The organism is Bacillus sp. FSL M8-0277, assembly GCF_037975305.1.
GTDB classification, from domain to species: domain Bacteria; phylum Bacillota; class Bacilli; order Bacillales; family Bacillaceae; genus Bacillus; species Bacillus pumilus.
The window spans coordinates 3,481,345-3,506,940 of the sequence record NZ_CP150255.1 but is presented as its reverse complement, the minus strand read 5'-3'; the positions used below and the strand labels follow the sequence as shown (position 1 = coordinate 3,506,940).

Below are 25,596 nucleotides of genomic sequence, written 5' to 3'. Positions count from 1 at the left end.
AATGTTTTTGAAAATATATAAAAATGAATACCTTGTTACTTAAAGTAACTAAACTATATAATAGTTAGTAACTTATTTCAAGTAATTAATTGTGTTATAATGAAAAAAAGAGAGAAAAGCGGGAGGGAGTAAGGTATGGCTCAAGTAGATGGCTGCCCAATCACAGATGCCATGGAGATTCTAGGCAAGAAGTGGGTCATTCTCATCATCAATCAGCTTCTGACAGGCCCTAAGCGTTTCTGTCAGCTTGAAAATGAAATGAACATCAGCGGCAGATTATTATCTGAAAGGCTGAAGGATTTAGAGGCTGAAGGACTCGTTGAGAAGAACGTATACCCTGACATTCCAGTACGGATTGAATACGAATTAACAGCGCAAGGGAAGAAAATAGAGCCGATTATTCGTGAAATGTATGCTTGGTCTTTAGAACGTAAAAATAGCAAAAAAGGGGAACATGTTCCTTCCTAATCGATTTCGATCAGTCTGTCTGATCGAAATTTTTTTGTGCGATTTTCCAGAAATCTAAGTCAATAGTATGAAAAATGATGTTGACAATAAATTCACTCATCATATAAGATCAAGAAGAAGAGGGTTCTTTTCCCTGTAATGGAATGGAGGTCATGCCATGGTATCATGAATGGGACAGATTGCCTAAAACACGTGTCAAACCATCATTTAGAAACAGACATCTTTGGCTTTTAGGAAGCAAAGATTTATTTTTTCAACTCAATTGATAATGATTATCATAATCATCTATAAGTGTGATCAAGCGCTTATGAAGGTTATTTTTTTTATTATCCGTTGAGAATAATTATCAATATCATTTAGGAGGGTTCACATGAAAGCCATTCGTTCAACATCACACGTATTATTGTTCTTTAGCTTTGTTCTATTATTTGCTCTAGCCCCGATTAGCTCAGCCTCAGCAGCAGGCTTAGCAGATGGTCAACATTCAGCACAATATGTGGTATGGAAGGCAGATAGCGATTCGACTTCAACAGCGAATACGTATTTTGAAAAACCAGCCAAGCTTGTCGTGAAGGATGGAAAAATCAAAGCACAAGTCACGTTAACGAATAGTTCTTGGATCACTAGCTTTAAAACACTTGAACAAGGTGTCTACAAAGATGCGAAGGTGATCAGTACAAACACAGCTGCGAATAAGAGAACAGTAGAATTCAACGTGAACAGCCTGACAGAGGTCGTACCAGCAAAAGTGAGCGTGACTGTACCGGTCATCGGATATACAGGTAATTACGACATCCGTATCAAGTTTGATGCAGCATCTGTTCAGTAAAAAGGGAGGAAATTCGCTTGATGAAAAAAATGATGAGGCTATCAGTCTTCATGACCGCTTTATTATTGGCACTCATGCTGCCTTTTTCAAACGCACAGGCTGCCACGTTAAAGGATGGTACATACTCCGTCAACTATACTGTGCTCAAGGCTGAAGGAAATGCGGTCTCTATGGCAAATGACTACTGGCTGAAGCCAGCAAAAGTGATTGCAAAAAATGGGAAGCTGACAGTACAAATGACCATTAAAAATAGCAGCTGGGTGACGGAATTTAAAGTTCCGGGAAATGGCGGCTATGTTGATACAACGGTTCTCTCAACCAATAAAAAAGCCAACACAAGGATTGTTCAGTTCCAAGCTCAGAGCTTGTCTAAACCAATCAAATCAAAAATTCATGTCACTGTAAAATCTGCTGATTATGATCATGATTATACCATTCAGCTGAAATTTGATGAGAGCAGCATGAAATCACTTTCGTCTAACAGCACAAACAAATCAGCGGGTGAAGCAGAAAAGCAGCAGCCATCAAAAGAATCAACGAAAACATCTGATTCATCCACGACAAAACAAGAAGAGAATCCTCAAACTGGTGATACAAACCAGACAGGGTGGCTCCTTGTGCTTGCTCTATGCTCAGGCGGATTTTTAGCAAGAAAGTGGATCATTAAGCATTAAGGAAGGAAGTGTCACCATTTGAAACGTCTTTTTCATCTAAAGGCAGCCATTCTGCTCGTTTTATTCAGTTTATTGACTGCATTTCAGATTCCTCAAGGAACGGCTCAAGCTGCATCATTTGTTGATGGTGAATACACGGTCGGATTCACTGTTTTAAAAAATGGCAGCACAGAAGCGTCCATGATGGATACGTATACAGAAAAGCCAGCTAAGCTGATTGTGGAAAATGGCAAGACGACTGCCTATGTCACACTGAAGCAAAGCAAAGAGATTACAGATTTCAAGGTCGAACAAAATGGCGCTCTTGTCACCACTGAAACCGTTAGTGAGGATGCAACTGCCAATACACGTGTGATCAAGTTTGATGTTGCCGACCTATCAGCCAAATTAAACGGCTGGGTGAAAATTTACTGGGATTTAGGCGGCTTTATTTATGACGAAGCATATGACGTACAGCTTGCATTCGATCAAAGCAGCCTAACGCTCGTTACACCTGCAAAGCCAGACGATAACGAAACAAAACCAGATGACGAAAATGGCACAAAGCCAGGCGATAGCGAAACAAAGCCGGATGACCAAAATGGCACAAAGCCAGACGATAACGAAACAAAGCCGGATGATCAAAATGGCACAAAGCCAGACGATCAGCAGACAACACCAGACAATAACAATGGTACAAAGCCAGTAGATTCCGCGCAAAACCAACTGAAAGATGGCGAGTACCGCATCAATTACAGTGTGCTCAAAGGGGATGAGGACGAGGCATCTCGGATGAACCAATACTTCTCACATCCTGCATCCTTAACCGTCAAAAACGGAAAGCAAACCATTTCCTTTACGGTGAAGGACAATACGTCTGTTGCTTCTTTGAAAATAGAGAAAAACGGCTCTTATCAAGAAGTGAAGACCGTCAGCACAGATCAAGCAAAGAACACAAGAGTGGTGTCATTTGATGTCGCTGATTTGAAAAAAGCGGTCAAAGGAAAAGTTCACATTGTAGTAGCGGCCGCCCACTATGACCAAACTTACGATATTCGTTTTCAATTCGATGCAAAGAGTATCGCGCCACTTAAAGGCGGACAGGTAGAGGAAGAAACACCTGCTGCACCAGAAACACCAAAACCAAACACACCATCACCAGAAACAAATAACGGCGGAGTTGCTCAAGAGACGGCTCAGCTTAAAGATGGTGTATACAAGCTTCCTTTCTCAATGAAGAAAGCAGACAAGGATGAGCTTTCTCGTATGAACGATTACGTCGTGAGCCCTGCGACATTGGTTGTGAAAAATGGCCGCCATTTCGTTTCATATACAGTGAAGAATAGCTCAGCTATCACGTCCTTCCAAGTAGGAACAGGTGGCAAGTTTGAAGAGACGCTTGTTGCAAAAACAGATCAAAAATCAGATACACGAGTGATTCAATACGAAGCCAAAAGCTTAAGCACGGCTCAGGCAGCACGCGTAAAAATTGATATTCCGGCTGCGAATTATCATGAGCAGTACGATGTCAAACTTGTCTATGACACAAAAGGAATTGCTCTTGGTGAAGGAAGCGGGATTCGATCGATCATCGGAGACGATGAGAGTATCGGCTTTGTCAAAAATCCAAATGATCGCGATTCTCAATCAAATCAACCAAATCAACTTGAGAATTTAGCGCCAGAGGAAACAGGTGCAGAGCAGCTAACATTTACTCCATCAGATGACCAAACTAAGTCTGAGACTGGACAGCTGAATCCAAAAACAGGAGATACCTCTCTTCTTTGGGTGTATATTCTTTTATTCGGCGGGTCATTATTCGTACTCGTCAGAAAGTATCAAACAAGAACAAGATAGATGGTTTAGTTGAAGTGAGATGCGCGAGATCATCGACGCATCCACTCTCTTTTTTCGAAAGGGGGCTTCTGTTTTTGAAGCATCGAATGTTATGTACCTTGATCGCTGCCCTTAGTGTGTGCGTGATCTTATCGGGCTGCTCACAGTCAGCTGAAAGCTCAGCAAAAGGCAAAAAAAGCGCAGATTCAAATGCGCGCATTGTGGCAACAACTGTAGCTGCTGTGGAGATCATGGATGCCTTAGAGATCGATCTTGTTGGGGTGCCAACAAGCCAAAAATCCTTGCCAGCTCGTTATAAAGGACTGCCAGAAGTCGGCAATCCAATGAGCCCAGACATGGAAATCATCCAATCACTTCAACCGACAGATGTCCTGTCCGTTACAACCCTTCAATATGATTTAGAGACACCCTTTCAACAAGCAGGTGTCCCTGCCACATACTTAAATCTCGAGAGCATGGCTAACATGGAGAAGGCGATTACGAAGCTTGGAGCTCAGTATGACAGAAAGAAACAAGCCGAGCGCATTGTGTCTGACTTTGAGCAAAAAAAGAAAGACATACAAGAGAAGACGAAGGGAAAACGAAAGCCATCCGTTCTGATTTTGCTTGGTGTACCAGGCAGTTATTTGGTGGCGACAGAGCATTCATATATTGGTGATCTTGTGCGGATCGCAGGCGGAGAGAACATTGTCAAAGGCGAGAAGATGGAGTATTTGGCTTCCAATACGGAGTATTTACAAAAAGCCAATCCAGATATCATCCTCCGGGCCGCACATGGGATGCCAGATGAAGTCGTCCGCATGTTTGATCAAGAATTTAAAACAAATGACATTTGGAAGCATTTTCATGCAGTCAAGCAAGACCGGGTGTATGACCTCGAAGAAAGCTTATTCGGGACAACGGGCAATTTAAAGGCAGCAGAAGCACTAGATGAACTAACGCGTATGCTGTATCCGTCATAAGCGGCGAATTTGAATGATAAAAGGACGTTTAAGATGAAAAAAACAGGGATTTTATTTCTGACAGTCAGTGTCTTACTGGTGTGCGTGTTTATTTATTCCGCCATTACGGGGAGCATTCATGTCACCCCGATTGAATTATTGGAAGGGCTCATCACCGGTCAACATGCACAGGTAGAAATCATTAAAGATCTCAGAATTCCTCGCATGCTCATTGCCATGTTTACAGGGGCTGCTTTATCTGTCTCCGGTGTACTGCTGCAGTCGGTCATGAGGAATCCATTAGCTGATGCCGGCGTCATTGGGATTTCATCAGGAGCCAGCTTCTTTTCTTTAATGGCAATAACAGCACTTCCTCAATTTTATTTCTACTCTCCTTTATTTTCGGTGTTAGGTGGAGCCATTGCGTGTTTCCTCGTGTATGTTCTGTCTTGGAAGGGTGGATTAAGCCCCATCCGTATGATTTTGGTTGGGATCGCCATCAATGCCATGTTTACTGGAATGGCTGAAGCATTTGTGACCATTTGCAGCTATTTCAATATCACGATCAATCAGTCAGGACAGTCGAATCTCACGATGAAAACGTGGGGAGATGTTCGCTTAATCGGAGTCTATGGCGTCGTCGGCCTTGTCGTAGCCCTTTTCTTTAGCAGATGGTGTAACCTCTTGGCTCTTCAGGACAAGACAGCGAAAAATTTAGGATTGCGTGTGACCAGAATGCGCCTTTTGATTTCCATCACAGCTGTATTGCTTGCGGCGGTGACAGCAGCAGTCGCAGGCGTGATTGCGTTTGTCGGTTTGCTTATCCCACACATTTCAAGAAGACTTGTCGGCTCGGATCACCGGGTACTCATTCCATTTTCTGCGTTAAGCGGGGCTTTGCTGATTCTGACGGCTGATACGCTCGGCAGGACGCTTGTCGCGCCAAATGAAATTCCTGCTTCTACGATCATGGCCGTGATTGGCGGGCCATTTCTGATCTTTTTACTAAGAAGGGGGGACCGTCTCCATGGACATTCGTGAGGTGTCATTCTCATATGACCAGCAGAAGGACATCGTTCAATCGGTCACAACACACATTGAAAAGGGGAAAATCACAACCATTATCGGTCCGAATGGCTCAGGGAAATCTACACTGCTTTCATTGATGGCGAATAACCATGCGCCAAACAAAGGGCAAATTCACTTAGACGGCCAAGCACTGAATGCATTTAAGCCAAAGGAGCTGGCAAAAAAGCTGGCTGTCGTCCATCAGCAAAATGAAGCGCCGCTTGATTTAACGATCGAGAGGGTCGTGGCATTCGGCAGAACGCCGTACCAGACGATGCGCGGAGGAGACAAGGAAGAGGATGAGAGAGCGATAGAGTGGGCGCTTTCCAGTACAAAGCTAACGGAAAAACGAAAGGTGCCGCTCGCCTCACTGTCAGGCGGTGAGCGGCAGCGAGTATGGATTGCGATGGCACTTGCGCAAAAAACGTCGATCCTTTTCTTAGATGAACCGACAACCTATTTGGATATCTATTATCAATTTGACATTCTTGAGCTGATCCGTGAGCTCAATGTCGTACATGGACTAACAATCGTTATGGTGCTACACGACATGAATCAGGCTGTCCGCTACAGCGATGTCATCATTGCGATGAAGAATGGCCGGATTATGAGTGAAGGACAGCCAAATGATGTGTTAACAGAAGAAAATGTGCGGCACATTTATGATGTGTCCGTCACGATTAAACAGGATGCAGAAACAGGGATGTATATCGTGCCTGTTGGTATATAAGCTGTGCAAAAAGCAGGTGAGACAGTGTGAAAAGAGGAAAACGGGTCTGGCAGCGGATGCTGACGATCGTCTGTTTAGGTGTATTCATTTATAGCGGGTCAGCCATTGGCTTAGAGCTGTTCGGCTATTATCAAAATCGTCAGGTGCTTGCAAAGGCTCAGACGATGTATGGACATGAGCAAGGAATGAATGAAAGCCGGGGGCCGGGAACCATTCGTACGTCATTTGATGAACTGCGGAAGGTAAACGATGACATTGTCGGCTGGATCAATATGAAGGACACGATGATTCAGTACCCAATCGTCCAATCTCGCGATAATGCGTTCTACTTAACCCGTAATTACTTAAAAAACGACACCCGGGCAGGCAGTATTTTTATGGATTATCGCAATGACGTCTTGCATGAAAGCTCGAATACTGTGGTGTACGGACATCGGATGAGGGATGGGTCCATGTTCGCTGGACTCACAAACTATTTAAAAAAGGATTTCTTCGATGAGCATCGGACATTTCAGTACGATACGCTGTATCAAAGCTATGAAGCGGAGATTTTTGCCGTGTATGAAACAACGGTGGACTTCGATTATATTCAAACCGATTTTCGAGATCTTGGCGAATATGCGCACTACTTGCAAGCTGTGCGGAAAAAATCAATCTACCAAACGAAAACAGACGTGTCCACAGATGACCTCATTCTCACTCTATCGACCTGTGATCATGTGCTTGCACCGAAAAACGGGCGTCTCGTGGTACAGGCAAAGCTAAAGAAAGTTTACTAGAAAAGGAGAGACAGACGGTTGAAATTTTCACATGTGATCTTCGTGGGACTTGTCTCGATGCTTCTCCTCGGCGGATGCAGTCAGGCAGCACCTGTAGAGAAAGGGAGCGGTCAAGGTGCGCTGAAGATAAAGGACTTTGCCGGCAGAACGCTGTCGTTTGAGGACTCCCCTCAGCGTATTGTCTCATTATCGACTGGAGACATGAGCATCCTATATGCCTTAGGCGGTGAGGTGGTCGGTCGTCCGGCCGCCGAATTACCAGAGAGCTTACAACAGGCTACATCAGTCCAAACAATTGGTACCACACATCAATTTGATGTAGAGCTCATCACAAGCTTAAAGCCCGATGTTGTACTTGGGAATGAACAATTAAACAGCAAGGACATCTCTACAATAGAAGGAATTGGTTCACAGCTTCTTTTGACAAGTGCCAATTCAGTGAAGGACATCCAGCGCCAAATTACGTTATTCGGAGATTTGCTAGGGAAGCAGCAAAAGGCAAAAGCGCTTAACAAGCAAATCGATCAGCGGAAAAAGCAGGTCAAACAGCCTCAGAAAAAAGTGAAGACACTCGTTGTATACGGGGCACCTGGCACATATATGGCGGCACTTCCTCAATCCTTAAGCGGAGATTTACTGCACATCGCTGGAGGGACGAACATTGCTGAGAATGAACCAGCACTCGAGAAATTCCCTCAATACGCTCAAATCAATGCAGAAAAGGTCATCGAAGCTGATCCTGATCTTATCCTGCTTATGACCCACAGCAATCCTGAAGATGTGAAAGCGGGCTTTATGAGTGAAATGAAACAGAATGCCGCATGGCACGATGTATCAGCTGTCAAACATGGACACGTCGAGATTCTGCCTAGTGATCTATTTGGGACGAATCCAGGCGCAGACGTGATGAGAGCGATTGATGAGCTAGAGAAAAGATTGAAGCGATTGTCATCATGAAAATGAATGCAGAATTAGATTTTCAAAAAAGACAGTCGAGGCGAAGATGGCTGATACCCGGACTATTCATCTCGTTAGTTGTAGGCGCATGCCTAGGGCTTGCATTAGGTTCTGTTCAATTATCACTGCAAGATTTACTCGCTGCTTTGACGGGATCAGGTCAGCCTGTTCATGAGAAAATTGTGATGGATTTACGCCTACCGCGCGTTCTCATCGGTTTCATCGTTGGGGCCTGTCTCGCAGCATCAGGGGCGATTTTACAAGGAGTCGTCCGAAATCCACTCGCTGACCCTGGCATCATCGGTGTGACGGCTGGCGGCGGATTGGCTGCTGTGCTTAGCATGATTGTGTTTCCACAATTCACGTATTTGCTGCCAGCCGCTGCTTTCCTTGGCGCTTTATTAGCGGCACTTGTGGTGTATATGCTCTCATTTGATCAAGGGGTTTCACCGCTGAAGCTGATTTTGGCGGGAGTGGCAGTCAATGCCCTACTTGGGGCGGTGATGAATGGGTTTATGGTGCTTTATAGTGAGCGTGTGCAGGCTGTTCTGCCCTTTTTATCAGGAGGATTAAATGGACGGAGCTGGCATCATCTAACCTTCGTGTCGCCCTATGCGCTTGCTGGGTTGTGCCTTTGTTTTTTTGCCATCAAGCCGGCAAATCTTCTTTTGCTTGGCGATGAATCGGCTCAGCTGCTCGGTCTCAGAGTAGAGCGCACCCGGTTTTTCTTAATTGCACTGGCGGCACTTTTAGCTGGTGCAGCAGTAAGTGTGAGCGGCTTAATTGGATTTGTCGGACTAGTCGTTCCTCATTTTATCCGTCTTTTAATTGGAGATGACTACCGGTATCTGCTGCCAATCTCGATGCTGGGCGGAGGCGTGCTTGTGGTTTTTGCAGATACAGCCGCAAGGGTATGGTTTACGCCAGTTGAACTGCCTGTCGGTATCCTGCTTGCCTGCATCGGTGCACCTTTCTTCCTCTATTTATTAAAAAAGAAAGGGAGGGGTTAAGTTGGATGTGATCGCTATGGATGACGTGAGTCTCAGTCAAGGAGGCTTTCAGCTGTCATCAATTTCAGCAGCTGTTCCTAAAGGAAGCGTGACAGGAATTATTGGACCGAATGGATCAGGGAAGTCGACTTTTATTAAAGCAGCCGCACGTCTTACGTCAATCGAAAGCGGCACGATATACATTCACGATATACCGCAAAAAGAGATGACGGCTCAGGAGATTGCAAAGGAAATCGCCGTTCTCATGCAGTCGAGAACAGCCATTCCATCTATGACCGTACGGGAGCTGGTCGCACTTGGACGCAGTCCGCATCGTTCGATCTGGAAAAAAAGCTCGAAGACAGATCAAGAAGCGATTGAGTGGGCGCTTGATGTGACCAATAGCCGGATCAATGAAAATAGAATGCTGCATACATTGTCTGGTGGAGAAAGGCAAAAAGCGTATATTGCGATGGCGCTCGCTCAGAAGACAGAGACGATTATTCTGGATGAGCCGACAACTTACTTAGATATTGCGCATCAGCTTGATTTACTAGAGCTGCTCAAACAGCTGAATAAGACGCATGGAATCACCATTTTAATGGTTCTTCACGACCTGCAGCAGGCAGCAAAATATTGTGACCGCCTTATTGCGATGAAACGTGGTCAGATTTATCAAATAGGGACACCAAAAGAAGTATTAACAGAAAGCTTTTTCAAAGAGGTCTTTGGGATTCAGGCTGAAGTTCACTTAGACGGTGAGCACCCGCTGATTATTCCAATCGCTTCGATCCAACAACAAAAGGGAGATGAACAAAACATGATCATTGTCAACAACCAGGTAAGAGTAGAAAAAGGCAGTGCCGACCACCTCGTCAAGCGTTTCAACAAGCAGGGACAAGTAGAATTCATGGAAGGATTTTTAGGCATGGAAGTATGGGTCACACAGCAGACAACCGATTACGATGAAGTGACCATTCATACACGCTGGAATCGAAAAGAAGACTTTGTGAATTGGACAAAATCTCAGGCATTTGGTGATGCGCACGCTCATGGAAAAGCGAAACCTGAAGGTCTATTAAAAAACAAAATTACGTACTATGAAGTGCAAGTCACTAGACCAGCTTTACAGAAAAAAGCCTAAAAAAGAAACACAGCGCTGCAACTCACGTGCAGCGCTATTTTTTTACGTTTTTTTACTTTCTGTCACATATCTTTGACAAAGTATTCAAACAACTGACACAATACCTCCCAATTTTTAGGTAAAATTTACTTTATTTTTGAAGCGTATGGGTGTAAAGTACAGGTATAAATAACTAACCGAATGAAAAGCAAGAGTAAAATTTCACCGAGTAAACCATTTCAAACAGGCTATTGTTTGTGAACCATTGAACAAATAGTGAACATTTTGTGAAATGGTGAGCATAGACATTTCGAATCATTCGGCATGTGAAAGTAAGGGAGGATGTAAGGCTGTGAGTGAGCTGTTTTTAGCAAGATTTCAATTTGCTTCAACGACATTATTTCATTTTATTTTTGTTCCTATGTCAATAGGTTTGGTGTTTATCGTTGCATTGATGCAGACCCTTTATGTCGTCAAGAAAAAAGAGATTTATAAAAAGATGGCGAAGTTTTGGGGTCATCTATTCTTACTCAATTTTGCAGTAGGTGTGGTGACAGGGATTCTCCAGGAATTCCAGTTTGGGATGAACTGGTCAGATTATTCAAGGTTTGTCGGTGATGTATTCGGTGCACCGCTTGCCATTGAAGCACTGCTCGCCTTTTTCCTTGAATCTACATTTATTGGACTTTGGATATTCGGCTGGGATCGTCTGCCGAAGAAGATTCATTTATTGTGTATTTGGCTTGTTTCCCTTGGTACGATCTTTTCGGCGTTTTGGATTTTACTCGCCAACTCATTTATGCAAGAGCCAGTTGGATTTGTCATTAAAAATGGCCGTGCAGAAATGAATGACTTTGGCGCTCTTGTAACGAACCCGCAGCTTTGGGTTGAATTCCCGCACGTTCTGTTTGGTGCGCTGGCTACAGGTGCATTCTTTATTGCAGGAGTTAGTGCCTATAAAATGATCAAAAAACAAGAAATCGCCTTTTTCAAAAAATCATTCCAGATTGCCATGGTTCTCGCTTTAATTTCTGGTTTAGGTGTGGCATTCTCTGGACATGATCAAGCGAAGCACTTAATGGAATCACAGCCAATGAAGATGGCAGCAAGTGAAGCCCTTTGGAAGGATAGTGGAGATCCAGCGGCTTGGACACTATTTGCCAATATTGATACAGATAAAAAAGAAAACTCTGCGGAGATCAATATTCCGTTTGCTTTAAGTTACTTGGCTTATTCGAAGTTTAGTGGAGATGTGCCAGGCATGCTGACCCTTCAAAAAGAATATGAAGCAAAGTTTGGTCCTGGAGACTACATTCCGCCAGTAAAAACAACCTTCTGGAGCTTTAGAATCATGGTTGGTGCCGGCATGCTGATGATTTTTGCCAGTATGATTGGCTTGTACTTGAGCTTTAGAAAGAAACTCGAAACGAACAAATGGTTTTTACGCTTCATGGTAGGGATGATTGCCTTCCCATTTATTGCGAACTCAGCTGGCTGGATCATGACTGAAATTGGGCGTCAGCCGTGGACGGTCTTTGGTATGATGACGACGGCTCAATCGATTTCACCAAACGTATCGTACGGCATGCTGTTATTCTCAGTCATTAGCTTTACGACGATGTATCTGATTCTTGCCATCTTGCTTGCCTACCTATTCATTCGAGAAATTAAAAAAGGTGCACATTCGGAAGAGGATACAGATCAAAAGGATGAAACGGACCTGTCTACAGATCCATTTGATGGAGGCGCATATCATGGCATATCTTAACGAGATTTGGTTTATTCTTGTCGCAGTATTGTTTGTTGGATTTTTCTTCTTAGAAGGATTTGATTTTGGTGTTGGGATGTCCATGCAGCTGCTTGGAAAGGATGCGCACGAACGCCGCATTTTAATTAACACGATTGGTCCTTTCTGGGATGCGAATGAGGTCTGGCTGATTACAGCTGGGGGCGCTATTTTCGCTGCTTTCCCTAACTGGTATGCCACGATGTTCAGTGGATACTATATACCGTTTGCGGTTCTCCTCTTAGCACTCATCGGGCGCGGAGTCGCCTTTGAATTCCGAGGGAAGGTTGAGAAAGCCTCTTGGATCAAAGCATGGGACTGGGTGATTTTCTTTGGCAGTCTGTTGCCGCCGTTTTTACTCGGTGTGCTATTCACAAGTATTTTACGCGGGATGCCAATTGATCAAGACATGAACATGTACGCTGGTTTTACGGATTTTGTGAATCTTTATTCAGTGATTGGCGGGTTAGCTGTGACGGTTCTTTGCCTTCTGCACGGATTGATTTTCGTCACACTTCGTACAGAGGGTGATTTAAGAGATCGTGCGAGAAAGCTTGGCAAGCGTGTCCTGCTTATTGCGCTGCCAGTTCTTGTCCTATTTGTTGGTGTATCTATCATGGAAACAGACATTTATACGGTACGCCCGATCATCACCATTCCGTTAACTGTCCTCATTGTGGTTTGTTACGTAGCGGCGCTATTCTTTATGAAAAAAGAACGTGATGGCTGGACATTCCTATTCACAGGTGCGGGCATCATGGTGACAGTGACGATGCTGTTCACTGCATTGTTCCCGCGCGTCATGATTAGCTCAATCAACCATACGTTTGATCTGACCATTCAAAACGCTGCATCTGGATCTTATTCACTGACGGTGATGACGATTGTTGCCATTTCTTTGCTGCCCTTTGTGCTTGGGTATCAAATTTGGAGCTATTACGTCTTCCGTAAACGTGTAAGCGGTAAGGAGCCAATGACCTACTAATGGATAAACGTTTGCTTCAATTAAAAGGAATGAGAGGGCTTCTTGCCCTCTTAGGTATTGTGTCACTCATCCAAGGAGCAAGTATTATTTTCCAAGCACAGTGGCTGGCACATGCCATTACTACGCTGTTTGACGGGAAAAGCCTTTCGCAGGCAACGCCTTATGTCCTGCTGTTTCTTGCTGCCTTTCTGGTGCGGCACGGTCTCACCTTGATTCGGGAGAAGGTCATGTTTACCTACTCTTCCCGAATTGGAGCAGACGTCAGAAAACAGCTGTTAGACCAACTCTTTCGTTTAGGTCCAGCTTTTACAAAGAAAAAGGGTACAGGAAAGCTTGTCACATTAGCGATGGAGGGAATTGCTCAATATCGTCAGTATTTACAGCTATTTTTACCGAAGATGGTGAACATGGCTGTGATACCGGCAATGGTCCTCATCTATGTTTGGACATTAGACGAAACATCTGCCGTCATTTTAATCGTGACGCTGCCGATTTTAATTATCTTTATGATTTTGCTAGGTCTTGTCGCTCAGCGTAAAGCGGCCAAACAATGGAGATCGTATGAGAAATTATCCAATCATTTTACTGATTCTCTCCGCGGCCTTGAAACGCTTCGTTATTTAGGGATTAGCAAAAAACATTCCCGCAATATCGGGGAAGTGTCAAAGCGATATCGAAAGGCGACCATGAGCACGCTGAAGGTCGCATTTCTTTCATCATTTGCGCTTGATTTCTTTTCCATGCTGTCGATTGCAACCGTCGCTGTCTTTCTCGGCTTGCGATTAATTGAAGGAGAGCTTCTGTTATTGCCGGCTTTGACGGCGCTCATGCTGGCACCGGAATATTTCCTGCCAGTACGTGAAGTGGGAAATGATTATCATGCCACGCTAAATGGAAAAGAAGCGAATGAGGCGATGCAGGTCATTTTAGAAGAAAAGGGCTTCCGCGCGCAGGAAACACAATCAGTGCAGTTGAACGAGTGGAATGAACAGTCTGCGCTCACCCTGCAAGATGTGAGTGTCCAGCATGACGAACATGCCCCTTATTCGATTCAGGATGTAGATCTCACTGTGAAAGGGAAGAAGAAAATCGGAATCATTGGTGCCAGTGGTTCAGGGAAATCGACATTAACCGATGTGCTCGGCGGCTTTGTTGAACCGACCTCAGGTCAAATCACACTAAACGGCCAGCCGCTTGTTCATTTACAGATGAAGGAATGGCAAAAGGAAGTCGTCTATATGCCGCAGCACCCTTATTTATTTCACATGACATTAAGAGAAAACATTCGTTTTTATGAACCGCATGCAACAGATGAAGAAGTGGAAAGAGCTGCCAGTGAAGCTGGCTTATCTCAGCTCGTGGGGCAGCTGCCAAATGGTCTCGATGAGGTCATTGGAGAACAGGGAAGAGGGCTAAGCGGCGGACAGGCACAAAGAATTGCGCTTGCGCGAACGGTGCTGGGCAAGCGGTCCATTATGCTGTTAGATGAACCAACAGCACATCTCGATATTGAGACAGAGTATGAATTGAAGAAAACAATGCTTCCGCTGTTTGAAGATAAACTTGTGTTCTTAGCGACACATAGGCTTCATTGGATGCCAGACATGGATGAGATCATTGTCATGGATCAAGGAACGATTGCGGAAATGGGTACACATGAATCATTGATGCAAAGAAAAGGCGTGTATTATCAATTGGTACAGGAGCAAATGGGGGCGGTCACACATGGTAAGTAAAGGCTGGTTTATACCTTATATCAAGGAGAATCAAAAGCTGTTTGCGCTGGTTTTATTTCTAGGGGCAATTGCAGTATTCTCTGCTTCTATGCTGATGTATACGTCAGGATTTCTCATTTCAAAAGCTGCCACAAGACCTGAGAATATACTTATGGTCTACGTCCCAATTGTAGCTGTCCGTACCTTTGGTATTTCGCGCTCAGCTGCCCGCTATGCAGAAAGATTGGCGAGCCACCAGCTCATTTTGACCATGATTGAAAAAATGCGTGTCCGCCTATATGACATGGCTGAACGAAGTGCGAAACAGACAAAGCTGGGTACAGGTGAAATGCTGGGGCTCTTGTCAGATGATGTTGAGAGACTGCAGGATGCCTATTTAAAAACCATCTTTCCATCTATCGGTGCGCTGCTTTTATATGCCGCATCGATTGGGGCACTTGGCCTATTCTCGTGGCCTTTTGCTGGCTTGATGCTGCTTTATATGGCACTTCTCGTATTTGTTTTCCCATACGTCACAGTGCTAGTGAACCGGGCGAGACAAATTCAAATGAAAAAAGGCAGAAATGAACTGTACAGCCATTTAACAGATGCCGTCATGGGCGTGAGTGACTGGTTGTTTAGCGGTAGGCAGAAAGATTTTGTTGATGAATATGAACAGAAAGAAGCGCAGCTGTTAGCGCTTGAAGCAGCTAAGCATCGATTTATCCGTCTGCGCCAGTTTTTTGCACAGCTTATCATTGGAGGAGCTGTCGTGCTTGTCGTGTATTGGAGCGGTTCCGTCGTTCAGTCAGGCTCGATGTCACACACCCTGATTGCAGCCTTCGTGCTTGTGCTATTTCCGTTAACAGAAGCCTTTCTTCCACTCTCAGATGCAGCTGGTGATATTCCAGTCTATCAGCATGCTGTCAGCAGATTACATCATTATGAAAAGCTTTCGTATGAAGGAGAATCTGATCGCAAGATAGTGGATCAGTCAGCTGTTTCTCAAGATGAAGCTGTTTCTTTTGATCAAGTGTCCTTTGGGTATGATTTGCACCAACACGTGCTAAAGCACCTGTCATTTTCATTGAAGCAAGGAGAATCACTTGCTCTCTTAGGAAAAAGCGGTGCAGGAAAATCGACTATTTTGAAGTTGTTAGAAGGAGCTGTCGTGCCAAACCAAGGAGCTGTCAGTATCCAAGGGAAACCGGTCGAAAGCATTCGAGAGAACGTGTCCACCTATGTGTCAGTACTCAATCAACAGCCGTATTTATTCGATACCTCTGTTTTAAACAATATTCGCTTAGGCTCTCCTAATGCGACAGAGGAGCAAGTAAAAGAAGCAGCGAGACAAGTGCAGCTGCACGATACCATCGAATCTTTGCCAGAGGGCTATCACACCGGTGTGCAGGAGACAGGAATTCGTTTCTCAGGTGGAGAAAGACAACGGATGGCGTTAGCCCGGATTTTGCTGCAAAACACCCCGATTGTTGTATTAGATGAGCCCACCGTCGGACTTGACCCACGCACAGAGCGTGAGCTGCTTGAAACCATTTTCCATGTGTTAAAAGGGAAAACGGTCATTTGGATTACCCATCATCTCACTGGCTGTGAGGCATGTGACCGCATTATGTTTATTGAAGATGGACAAATTGAGATGCAGGGGGAGCATCAGGATTTACTGAAAGAAAACCTGCGCTATCAAAAATTGTATGAGATGGATCGTCCGTTTTCTACAATATAAATAGATGAAATGACAAGAACGTTCGGACAGAGATTTCTGCCCGAACGTTTTGTGGTTTTAAGGATTTACCTTTCCAACACCAGCATTTGATACCACTTCTGATTTGACATTGTTCACGTTAAGCAAGGAGTAGTTATAAGGAGGGTTGTACGTACCTGTAGAAGACGTTGGCAGACTGCCTGAGCTGTTAATATATGAGTTGTTGATGACATGCCATGTACCGACTTGACGGCTGTCCCAGCTGCCAATCGCATTTTTTGTATTTTCAAATACGTTGTGCTCAATTCTCATTTTTGCGCCCATACGAGAGTTAATTGCAGTTGTCAGGATGCCTTTGTAATAGTTGTTATAGACATGTCCTTCCCCAAAGCGCATAGATGGTACACGAGAATTCAGGTTTTCGAAACGGTTGTTGTGGAAAGTGATTTTTCGGTTGTAGTTGTCGTTATCAGAGCTGCCCATGAGCATCGTTTTCCAGCTGTCATGAACATAGTTCCATGAGAAGGTAATATAATCGGAGTCATTTTTCACATCGAATAATCCATCATAATCATCTTTACCAGAGTTTAATGTATTGTACAGTTCATTATGATCGACCCATACGTTTTTAGAAGCGCCTTCGATTCCGATGGCATCCTTGTCACCTATTTTGCTGTGATGGATTTTCAGGTTGCGGATGATGATGTTATTGGCACGCCATACTTTAATGCCAATTCCATTAAATTCACCTTTTGTGCCTTTGCCGACGATTGAGACATTGTTTGTATCTTTCACATCGATTTTATTGGCAGATGTATTAGAAGGGGTAATCGTCCCGTCGACAACAATTTTTAATTTTTCGTTTGTTCCTTTACTTTTGAGGGCAGCCAATAGTTCATTTCCAGTTTTGACTGTGACGGTTTTACCGCCTTCACCGCCTGTTGTACCGCCATTTAATGTGGAGAATCCTTGTTGATTAAAATTGGCCATAATAGAAGGGCTTTCGGGATACTTTACTGCCGCCTTTGCCTCCCCATTAGGTGCAAATAATGAAGTCACGAGACCAACCGCTAACACACCAGCTAACATTGGAACTTTTTTCTTCAAAGTCAACATCTCCATTCATTTTTGTTTTAATGTAAACGTTTCCAAAAATAAGCTGCAATTCAACTGCTCCTCCTTTCTTCGCCAGTATCGCCTTTTTCGGAATGTAGGAAGAGCATAGCATGCAAAAAGGTATCATCGGCTAAGAATTGGCGCTGTGTATTCAATGATTTTCTAGAAAACTAAGGCCATGATTATTTTATTTTCGTCTAAATGAGACAAGGATCATTGACAATAGGTATTGGGATGACCTAGTGATTATGGGGGAGAGCATCTCCGCTTGATAGAAAATCAGAACGCATCATTTTGTTAGAGCCGAAAGAATGTCATAATCATTACATAAGAAAAAACTGGATATTTAACGCTTCAATTACTGGATCAACAGGGAGAAAAGCAGACAAGCTAAAAAAATAAAATCTATTTTGAACGATATCGTCATACGTGTCGTCTCATGAATAAGAGAAGAAAAAGGAAGGAGGGGTGTGTTTGGAGCAGACAGAAGAGACATTATTGATTCAGCGGGCAAAGCAGGGGGATGATGCTGCATTTACAGCTCTTTATCGCCATCATTATTCCTTTCTTTACCGTTATATAATGAAGCTCACCCTTCAACAAGAGCTTGCAGAAGAAATCATGCAAGAAACGATGCTGAAAGCGTACATGAAACTCTCTTCTTTTAGAGGAGATTCCTTATTTTCAACATGGCTCATATCCATTGCATCTAGACAATTTTTGGATCACCAGAAGAAAAGAAAACGTGAACAATTGAGGGAAGGAAAGGCGAATCAAGAGACGATACGCCGTTTTAAATGGGAGATTCAGCAAAAGGGACATACATGGCATGAGATGTGGGATGCTCTTAACGAATTGAAGGCTCAGGAGAGAGCGCCGATTATTTTGCACTATTATTATGGCTTTACTTATCCAGAGATTGCTTCAATGCTCGGGATGAGAGAAGGCACTGTGAAGTCGAGGGTTCATCATGGATTAAAGAAAATTCGAAAGGAGTGGTCTCAATGAAGGAAGATCAGTTCACCGAACGTTTAAAGGAAGAGTTACAGCAGCTAGATGATCAAATCGAAGTGAAAGAGCCAAGTGAACAGGCTGTCATGATGATGCTGAAGCAGGCGAAGGAACAAGAGAAAAGGCGTTTTAAACAAGAAGTACTGGCGTACGTTCTCATCAGTCTGACCATTCTCACACTATTTGTCGCTGCCATCACCCATTTGCCTATCATCTTCATTCTTCTTCAAGTAGTGAGTGTGCCGCTCTGCGTCATTGTCGGCATCAAGGAATATCAACATAGTAAAGGAGGGTCTTCCTTATGAGTCAGTCGGAGATGATCATCTTATTGTGCGCATTGCCGTTACTATTTGCGCAGGGCCTTCTTTTATTTATGGATGCCAAAAAAAGAGGAGGTTATAAGTGGTTTTGGGGCATTGTCGGTTTAATTAACTTCCCATCGTCTTCTATTTTATATTGGTTTTGTGTCGTGTACCCTGATCGAAAAAAAGAGAAGGAGATCCGAAAAGATTGAGCAGAGGTCTATAAAACTTTAGGCCTTTTTTCTTGTTGAAGATCAACTAGAAATCATTCATGGTTCATCTAATTGTCAAAGAGTGCGGGATATATAACGTCTAAATCATGATTTCTAGCTCAATAGTCATTCTGTAAGGGATACTTTCTAAAAACGATTGCGGCGGCTGCTTGATCCATCTCAAATCGGCATCATTTTCATCTGTTATCAGTATTGATCAGTTTTTACAAATGGTGTTAAATTAATCTCAATATGCGTTAGAAAATCTAACAGGATAAATGTGTGAAGATATACAAAGGAGGCAGATGAGACATGTTGACCTTAGATCGAGCAGCACAAACAGCACAAAGCTACATCGACCGTGTGTTAGAAGAGGTGGAAAAACGAAATCCTGGTGAGGAGGAATTTCAGCAAGCCGTAAGAGAAATTCTCGAATCACTCGTTCCCGTTTTTGCAAAGCATCCAGAGTATGAAAAACAAGGCATTTTAGAACGACTCATCGAGCCTGAGCGGCTTGTGGTATTTCGCGTACCATGGGTAGATGATGAGGGGAAAGTACAAGTTAATCGGGGATTTAGGGTTCAATTCAACAGTGCCATCGGTCCTTATAAAGGAGGCATTCGTTTCCACCCATCTGTCAATGCAAGCATTATTAAGTTTTTAGGATTTGAACAAATCTTTAAAAACGCACTGACTGGTATGCCGATCGGTGGAGGAAAAGGTGGATCAGATTTTGATCCTAAAGGGAAATCGGATGGAGAAATCATGCGTTTCGTTCAAAGCTTTATGAGTGAGCTCAGCCGATATATTGGACCTGATCAAGATGTGCCAGCAGGTGATATTGGCGTAGGGGCACGCGAAATTGGCTATATGTTTGGGCAGTACAAGAAAATGCGTGGTGCTTATGAAGCAGGTGTGCTCACAGGGAAAAGCCCTGGATTTGGAGGCAGCTTAGCGAGAAAAGAAGCGACAGGCTATGGATTGGTGTACTTTATGGAAGAAATGTTAAAAGCACATGGACTTCAATTTGAAGGACGTTCAGTTGTCGTGTCCGGCTCAGGGAATGTGTCTATTTATGCGATGGAAAAGGTCATAGAGCTAGGTGGTAAGGTCGTTGCGTGCAGTGATTCAAGCGGAGCGATTTATGATCCACAAGGCATTTCACTTGAAACAGTGAAGCAGCTGAAGGAAATAAGCAATCAACGGATTGGGGCATACATAGACATTCACCCGCATGCTGAATTGATTGAAGATTGCGAACAAATTTGGTCTGTTCCTTGTGACATTGCGCTTCCATGTGCAACGCAAAATGAAATATCTGAGATGCAGGCACAGCAACTCGTGGAAAATGGTGTCATTGCGGTAGGAGAAGGAGCGAATATGCCTTCTACTCTAAAGGCAGTCAAAGTTTTTGAACAGAATGATATTCTATTCGCGCCGGCAAAAGCGGCGAATGCAGGCGGGGTAGGTGTCTCAGCGCTGGAAATGGCGCAAAATAGTGCAAGAATGTCTTGGACATTTGAGGAAGTAGATGATCAGCTGAAACAAATGATGCAGACGATTTATCGTCAGTGTACAGAGACAGCGGACGAATATGGACACTCTGGAAACTTAATAGTAGGAGCAAATATTGCAGGATTTCGCAAAGTGGCAGATGCGATGATCGCACAAGGCGTGATTTAACTCCTGCTCTCCCGCACCTGTTTATTTCATGACAAGATGGGGAATCTTCCTTGTAAGAATGACAATAAGGAGGCGCGGGAGAAATGAAAAAATGGCTGAAACAAATTTTTAAATGGGCACCTGTGATTTATCCAGTGGTGAGAAAAATATATAAAGAGCGGAAAGCATCTAAACGTCGTAACGTATCAGCCGGATAATCCGGCTTTTTTTTATGCAAGCATGACCGAATTGTGCGCTAAACAAAAAAGATGATAGATTTGAATGATCCATTTCATGCTTCTTTCCGTTAAGTACATAACAAAAGGAAAGAGGAGGAAAAACAGATGAACATGAAAAAAGCGATTTTAACCATTCCGCTTAGCGCAGCATTACTATTTCCGGCAGCCCATAGCGCAAGTGCACACGAAGGACATATGCATGGAGAGGCAAAGAAGACATCTTCGTCACAAGAGGTGTCAAACAAAGCAACCGATCTTCGAGCAGCACTAGACCAGTTATTTTCGGAGCATGCCTACTTAGCAGTCATCACAATGCAAAAGGGAATTGACGGCAGCAAAGATTTTAAACAAGCAGCGGCAGCGCTAAATGACAACACAAATGACTTATCGGAAGCCATCGCTTCTGTGTACGGAAAAAAAGCAGGGAAACAATTCAAAGACATTTGGTCAAGCCATATCGGCTACTTTGTGGATTATGTACAAGCAACCGCAAAGAAAGATGAGGCAGGTAAAAAGAAAGCAGTCAAGCAGCTTGACCAATATCGTATGAAACAAGCCGACATGCTCGATCAAGCAACAGACGGCAGGTTGAAAGCAAGTGAGCTTGAAGAAGGCTTGAAGATGCATGTGAACGAATTATTAAAAGCGTTTGACAGCTACACAGAAAAGGATTTTGATACGACCTATGAGACTGTTAGAAAATCCATTCATCATATGTTTGAAGTAGGTAAAGGCGTATCGTGGGCGATCACAGATCAATTTCCTGGGAAATTTGATCATAAATCTGTCGATACACCAGCCGCAGATCTTCGTGAAGATTTAAACTACTTGTTCTCAGAGCATTTGGCACTTGCGGTCGTTGCCATGCAAAAAGGAAATGATGGTAGCAAGGACTTTGATCAAGCAGCAGCAGCTTTGAACGAGAATACAAATGATTTATCTAATGCGATTGCATCTGTTTATGGTAAGGATGCAGGAAAACAATTCAAATCCATTTGGTCAAGCCATATTGGTTACTTAGTTGATTATGTCAAAGCGGATGCGTCAGGAGACAAAGAAGCGAAAGAAAAAGCTGTGAAAAACTTGGATGCATATCGGATGAAGCAAGCGAAATTTCTAGATCAAGCGACAGATGGCCGTTTAAAGGCGGCGGATTTAGAAGCTGGCTTAAAAATGCATATTGATGAGCTGATCAAAACATATACGTCTTACCATAATGGCGAATATGATCAGCTTTATCCAACAGTGAGAGAAGCATACGGTCATATGTTCATGGTCGGTCAAGATGTCGCAGCAGCGATTGTTGATCAGCATCCTGAACTGTTCAAATCTAACATGCCTAACGAAATGCCGAAAACAGGTATGGGAGGCACAGCCGGTCCTTTAGGTATGTCATATGAAGCATTTGCGGGATTAATCGCAAGCTTGATCCTAGCAGGCGGTGCAATGGGTGCGTTCTTCCTAATTCGTCGTAAGACATCAAATTAAGCTTATATCAAAACAAAAGGGGGGGAACGTGCACAATCGTGCCGTTCCTTTCTTTCAAAGGAGGCAGACTGACTTGAAAAGATGGCTGTTTGGTCTTCTGATGCTTCTTGTCATCACGGGCTGTGCATCAAAATCGATGGATGATTCGTCATCCGCTAAAACAACCTCATCTCCTGAAAAAATGACAACAAACCAAGCCACAAAACAGTCTCATTCAAAAGCCATGTTAAAAGACGAACCGTCCGGTATTGTCCCGGCTGAAATTGCGATTCCGGCGATTGATGTCAAAGCAAAAATAGAGAAAACCACTTTATCAAAGGATGGCAGTATGGGGGTTCCAAAAAATACGGACAACACAGCTTGGTTTAAGGATGGTCCAAAGCCAGGAGATAAAGGAAATGCCGTTATGAATGGTCATGTTGATCATAAGTGGGGACCTTCTGTTTTTTATCGATTGAAGGAGCTGAAAAAGGGAAACAAGGTAATCGTGACATCCATATCAGGTAAAAAGCGAACCTTTGAAGTCGTCAAAGTGCAAAGCTATCCGCGTGAAGAAAAACCAAATGCGTTTTTCGGGTATGCTTTTACACGGAATCTCAATTTAATCACGTGTACAGGGACATTTGATCATGCAGCAGGGACTCATGAAAAAAGATTGGTTGTCTTTACGCAGCTGATTTCTTCATAAAAGGCGATGATACGGAGGTGTATCGCCTTTTTTTCATGGTTTCCCCAACGGTCCTGCCAAAAGATTCATAGGACATTGGATAGGGTTTGTTGTATAAATAGGGGCGTTTGTCATATAAATGAGATGGCAATTTTTATTTCTTTTCAGTAGAATATGAGTAATGAAGAGAACTGCAAGCGTATACACCTTGTCCAGACAAGGCAGATTCTCCACCCTTACATAAGGAGGCCGATCTGATGCTGAGTAAAAGACTGGCGCACATCTTAAGTCAGCTCATGGCAGCGGAGACCCCGCTCACAAGCGCTGCGCTTTCTGTCAGTTTACAAGTAACAAGCCGCACCATTCGTACAGACATCAAGGAACTGAACGACTGTCTTGCTCCTTATCAAGCGGCTGTAACAGCTGTTCGAGGAGCTGGTTATGAGCTGTTGATCAACGATGAGAATGCCTTTCGCCGTTTTATGAAAGAGGAGGTCGAACAGGAAGAGCCGCTGGCGGTCCTTCCGGAGGAGCGAGTCCGGTTTATTTTAAAAAAGCTGCTTCTCGCAGAATCTTATGTGAAACTGGAAGACTTACAGCAGCTGCTGTTTATTAGTAAATCGACGATGAGTAACGATATGAAATGGGTTAAACGCAAGCTTGAGCCCTTTGATCTGAAGCTGGAAGCGAAGCCGAATAAAGGCTGCCGGATCAAAGGATCGGAGATGAAAATTCGTTATTGTATGTCAGAATATTTATTCAGTGAACGCCGATCCTGCCAAACGATGCTGAACACGGCAGTCACCATTTTGCCAAAACATGAACTGGAATTGATTCAGAAAACAATCATTGATTATATCAATGAAGAACGAATGAATCTATCAGACATTTGCATGAATAATTTAATCGTTCATGTCGCGATTGCCTGCAAACGAATTAGACACGGAAACTATGTATCTGTTTTGCCAGAGGAAATCAATGAGATTCCACGGGCAAAGGAATACGAGGTGGCTAAAAAAATGGTGGAATGCCTTGAAGGACTGCTGGAAGTCTCTTTTCCACAAGAAGAGATCGTCTATATCGCCATTCATTTATTAGGAACAGCCAAAATGGTGCAGTCCTTTTCATCGAGCGCTCAAAAACAAATTGTGGATGATGACACGAGCCGTCTTGTCCAGCTGATGCTCCAAGCCATTGATCAAAAGCTGCAGCTTGATTTAGCCGGTGATGCGGAATTAATGATTGGGCTGAGTCTGCACTTAAAGCCAGCCATGACCCGGTGTAAATATGGGATGAACTTAAGAAATCCAATGCTTGATGAAATAAAGGCGGGGTATCCACTTGCCTTTGAAGCAGGAATTATCGCCAGCAGGGTCCTTGAAGAAGAGGAGGGGCTGAGTATTCATGAGAATGAAATCGGATATATGGCGCTTCATTTTGGTGCGGCTTTAGAGCGGAGGAAAATGGAGATTCCGCCGAAGCGATGTCTCATCGTCTGTGCGTCTGGTGCAGGAAGTGCAAGACTGCTTCAAGATCGTCTGCGGTCACAATTTGGGTCGAAGCTGACCATTTTAGGAACAGCAGAGCTTTATTCGCTTCCGCATGTCTCTTTACATGCCATGGATTTGATTATTACAACGGTCCCGATTCAGATGGATTTACCGATTCCAGTCATACAAGTGAACACCATTTTGGGAGGCGGCGACTTTTTAAAAATTGAAGAAGCCCTGACGAGTGAAACAAGGGTGACATTGGCCTCTCAATATATGAAAAAGGAATTGGTCTTTACAAAACGCGCCTTTCAAACAAAGGAAGAGGTCATCACTTTTCTCACGAAACAAGTTATCGATATGGGATTAGCACCAGCAGAACTTACACCTTCTGTGATGGAAAGAGAAGAGGCTGCACCGACATCCTTCGGGCATTATACAGCCATTCCGCACCCTATGACGCCGCTGACAGAAGAGACATTTTGGGCGATCTGTTCATTAGAAAAACCGATCATATGGGGAGAGAAAAAAGTTCAATTTGTTTGCTTGCTTTGTGTCGAAAAAGAGAATGCCAAAGATTTAAAAGGGATGTATCGTCTGCTGGGCGAGCTTGTGCACAATGTGAAATTCATTCAGCATCTCATCGCCTGTGATACATTTGAAGACATGCTCGATATCATGTATAAAAAGGCCCCTTCGTACAAGAGCTAACAATGTGATCTTAACTTTTTCCGCTTCCTAAAGGAAAAAGTATAGGTGTTTATGAAAGCGGTTTCATAATATGATGAATGTGTAAAGAAAAGCTA

The 25,596-nt window shown here is 43.7% G+C and carries 24 protein-coding genes; 23 read left to right on the top strand and 1 reads right to left on the bottom strand.

Features of this window, described 5'->3' with window-relative positions; genetic code table 11:
- The first annotated feature begins 135 nt into the window (after window positions 1-135).
- The 15 genes from MKZ05_RS17825 (at window position 136) to cydC (ending at window position 16,624) form a co-directional block, all read left to right on the top strand.
- On the top strand, window positions 136-468 hold the full coding sequence (locus MKZ05_RS17825) for a helix-turn-helix domain-containing protein (protein WP_050944548.1): 333 nt from the start codon (window positions 136-138) through the stop codon (window positions 466-468).
- 370 nt (window positions 469-838) lie between these two features.
- A complete protein-coding gene (locus MKZ05_RS17820) occupies window positions 839-1,297 on the top strand; it encodes an NEAT domain-containing protein (protein ID WP_034620280.1) in 459 nt (152 codons plus the stop codon).
- 20 nt (window positions 1,298-1,317) lie between these two features.
- Window positions 1,318-1,971, top strand: a complete 654-nt coding sequence (gene isdC / locus MKZ05_RS17815; protein ID WP_034620342.1) for a heme uptake protein IsdC — start codon at window positions 1,318-1,320, stop codon at window positions 1,969-1,971.
- A gap of 18 nt (window positions 1,972-1,989) precedes the next feature.
- On the top strand, window positions 1,990-3,807 hold the full coding sequence (locus MKZ05_RS17810; protein ID WP_226804440.1) for an NEAT domain-containing protein: 1,818 nt from the start codon (window positions 1,990-1,992) through the stop codon (window positions 3,805-3,807).
- Window positions 3,808-3,881: 74 nt separating this feature from the next.
- Entirely contained in the window at window positions 3,882-4,769 is an 888-nt protein-coding gene (gene isdE, locus MKZ05_RS17805; RefSeq protein ID WP_226804438.1) for a heme ABC transporter substrate-binding protein IsdE, read from the top strand.
- A gap of 33 nt (window positions 4,770-4,802) precedes the next feature.
- Complete coding sequence (locus MKZ05_RS17800) at window positions 4,803-5,789, top strand: iron ABC transporter permease (RefSeq protein ID WP_044140297.1); 987 nt, start codon at window positions 4,803-4,805, stop codon at window positions 5,787-5,789.
- Window positions 5,776-6,546, top strand: coding sequence for an ABC transporter ATP-binding protein (locus tag MKZ05_RS17795; RefSeq protein ID WP_003214769.1), 771 nt, complete (start codon window positions 5,776-5,778; stop codon window positions 6,544-6,546). Before MKZ05_RS17800 ends, MKZ05_RS17795 begins: the two co-directional genes overlap by 14 nt.
- Window positions 6,547-6,572: 26 nt before the next feature.
- A complete protein-coding gene (gene srtB / locus MKZ05_RS17790) occupies window positions 6,573-7,325 on the top strand; it encodes a class B sortase (RefSeq protein WP_339160734.1) in 753 nt (250 codons plus the stop codon).
- A gap of 18 nt (window positions 7,326-7,343) precedes the next feature.
- Complete coding sequence (locus MKZ05_RS17785; protein ID WP_251190629.1) at window positions 7,344-8,282, top strand: ABC transporter substrate-binding protein; 939 nt, start codon at window positions 7,344-7,346, stop codon at window positions 8,280-8,282.
- Entirely contained in the window at window positions 8,279-9,292 is a 1,014-nt protein-coding gene (locus tag MKZ05_RS17780; protein ID WP_050944543.1) for an iron ABC transporter permease, read from the top strand. The genes MKZ05_RS17785 and MKZ05_RS17780 overlap by 4 nt, the downstream gene beginning before the upstream one ends.
- A 1-nt stretch (window position 9,293) precedes the next feature.
- Entirely contained in the window at window positions 9,294-10,415 is a 1,122-nt protein-coding gene (gene isdG, locus MKZ05_RS17775) for a heme oxygenase (protein WP_106029455.1), read from the top strand.
- A gap of 331 nt (window positions 10,416-10,746) precedes the next feature.
- Window positions 10,747-12,162 (top strand): cytochrome ubiquinol oxidase subunit I, encoded by a 1,416-nt coding sequence (locus MKZ05_RS17770; protein WP_003214979.1) that lies wholly within the window; start codon window positions 10,747-10,749, stop codon window positions 12,160-12,162.
- Window positions 12,149-13,165, top strand: coding sequence for a cytochrome d ubiquinol oxidase subunit II (cydB, locus tag MKZ05_RS17765; protein WP_044140290.1), 1,017 nt, complete (start codon window positions 12,149-12,151; stop codon window positions 13,163-13,165). Before MKZ05_RS17770 ends, cydB begins: the two co-directional genes overlap by 14 nt.
- On the top strand, window positions 13,165-14,901 hold the full coding sequence (gene cydD / locus MKZ05_RS17760) for a thiol reductant ABC exporter subunit CydD (protein WP_268459129.1): 1,737 nt from the start codon (window positions 13,165-13,167) through the stop codon (window positions 14,899-14,901). The genes cydB and cydD overlap by 1 nt, the downstream gene beginning before the upstream one ends.
- A complete protein-coding gene (gene cydC, locus MKZ05_RS17755; protein WP_050944538.1) occupies window positions 14,891-16,624 on the top strand; it encodes a thiol reductant ABC exporter subunit CydC in 1,734 nt (577 codons plus the stop codon). The genes cydD and cydC overlap by 11 nt, the downstream gene beginning before the upstream one ends.
- 57 nt (window positions 16,625-16,681) lie before the next feature.
- On the opposite strand, the gene MKZ05_RS17750 is transcribed toward cydC, so the two are convergent.
- Window positions 16,682-17,719: a pectate lyase gene (locus tag MKZ05_RS17750; RefSeq protein WP_034620341.1), complete on the bottom strand. Its 1,038-nt coding sequence runs from the start codon at window positions 17,717-17,719 to the stop codon at window positions 16,682-16,684.
- Window positions 17,720-18,193: 474 nt separating this feature from the next.
- On the opposite strand from MKZ05_RS17750, the gene sigY reads away from it, so the two are divergent.
- The 8 genes from sigY (at window position 18,194) to MKZ05_RS17710 (ending at window position 25,501) form a co-directional block, all read left to right on the top strand.
- Window positions 18,194-18,727, top strand: coding sequence for an RNA polymerase sigma factor SigY (sigY, locus tag MKZ05_RS17745; RefSeq protein ID WP_003214662.1), 534 nt, complete (start codon window positions 18,194-18,196; stop codon window positions 18,725-18,727).
- Complete coding sequence (locus MKZ05_RS17740) at window positions 18,724-19,035, top strand: YxlC family protein (RefSeq protein WP_106029460.1); 312 nt, start codon at window positions 18,724-18,726, stop codon at window positions 19,033-19,035. Before sigY ends, MKZ05_RS17740 begins: the two co-directional genes overlap by 4 nt.
- Window positions 19,032-19,244 (top strand): transcriptional regulator, encoded by a 213-nt coding sequence (locus tag MKZ05_RS17735; RefSeq protein WP_339160730.1) that lies wholly within the window; start codon window positions 19,032-19,034, stop codon window positions 19,242-19,244. The genes MKZ05_RS17740 and MKZ05_RS17735 overlap by 4 nt, the downstream gene beginning before the upstream one ends.
- Before the next feature lie 312 nt (window positions 19,245-19,556).
- A complete protein-coding gene (gene gdhA / locus MKZ05_RS17730; protein ID WP_284907497.1) occupies window positions 19,557-20,927 on the top strand; it encodes an NADP-specific glutamate dehydrogenase in 1,371 nt (456 codons plus the stop codon).
- Between the two features lie 83 nt (window positions 20,928-21,010).
- Window positions 21,011-21,124 carry a hypothetical protein gene (locus MKZ05_RS17725; RefSeq protein ID WP_003214702.1) on the top strand — a complete coding sequence of 38 codons (114 nt, stop codon included), beginning with the start codon at window positions 21,011-21,013 and terminating at the stop codon, window positions 21,122-21,124.
- Between the two features lie 126 nt (window positions 21,125-21,250).
- Entirely contained in the window at window positions 21,251-22,633 is a 1,383-nt protein-coding gene (locus tag MKZ05_RS17720; protein ID WP_339160728.1) for a copper amine oxidase, read from the top strand.
- A gap of 73 nt (window positions 22,634-22,706) precedes the next feature.
- Complete coding sequence (locus MKZ05_RS17715) at window positions 22,707-23,321, top strand: sortase (protein WP_335355900.1); 615 nt, start codon at window positions 22,707-22,709, stop codon at window positions 23,319-23,321.
- Between the two features lie 236 nt (window positions 23,322-23,557).
- Entirely contained in the window at window positions 23,558-25,501 is a 1,944-nt protein-coding gene (locus tag MKZ05_RS17710; protein ID WP_335355899.1) for a BglG family transcription antiterminator, read from the top strand.
- Window positions 25,502-25,596 lie beyond the last annotated feature (95 nt).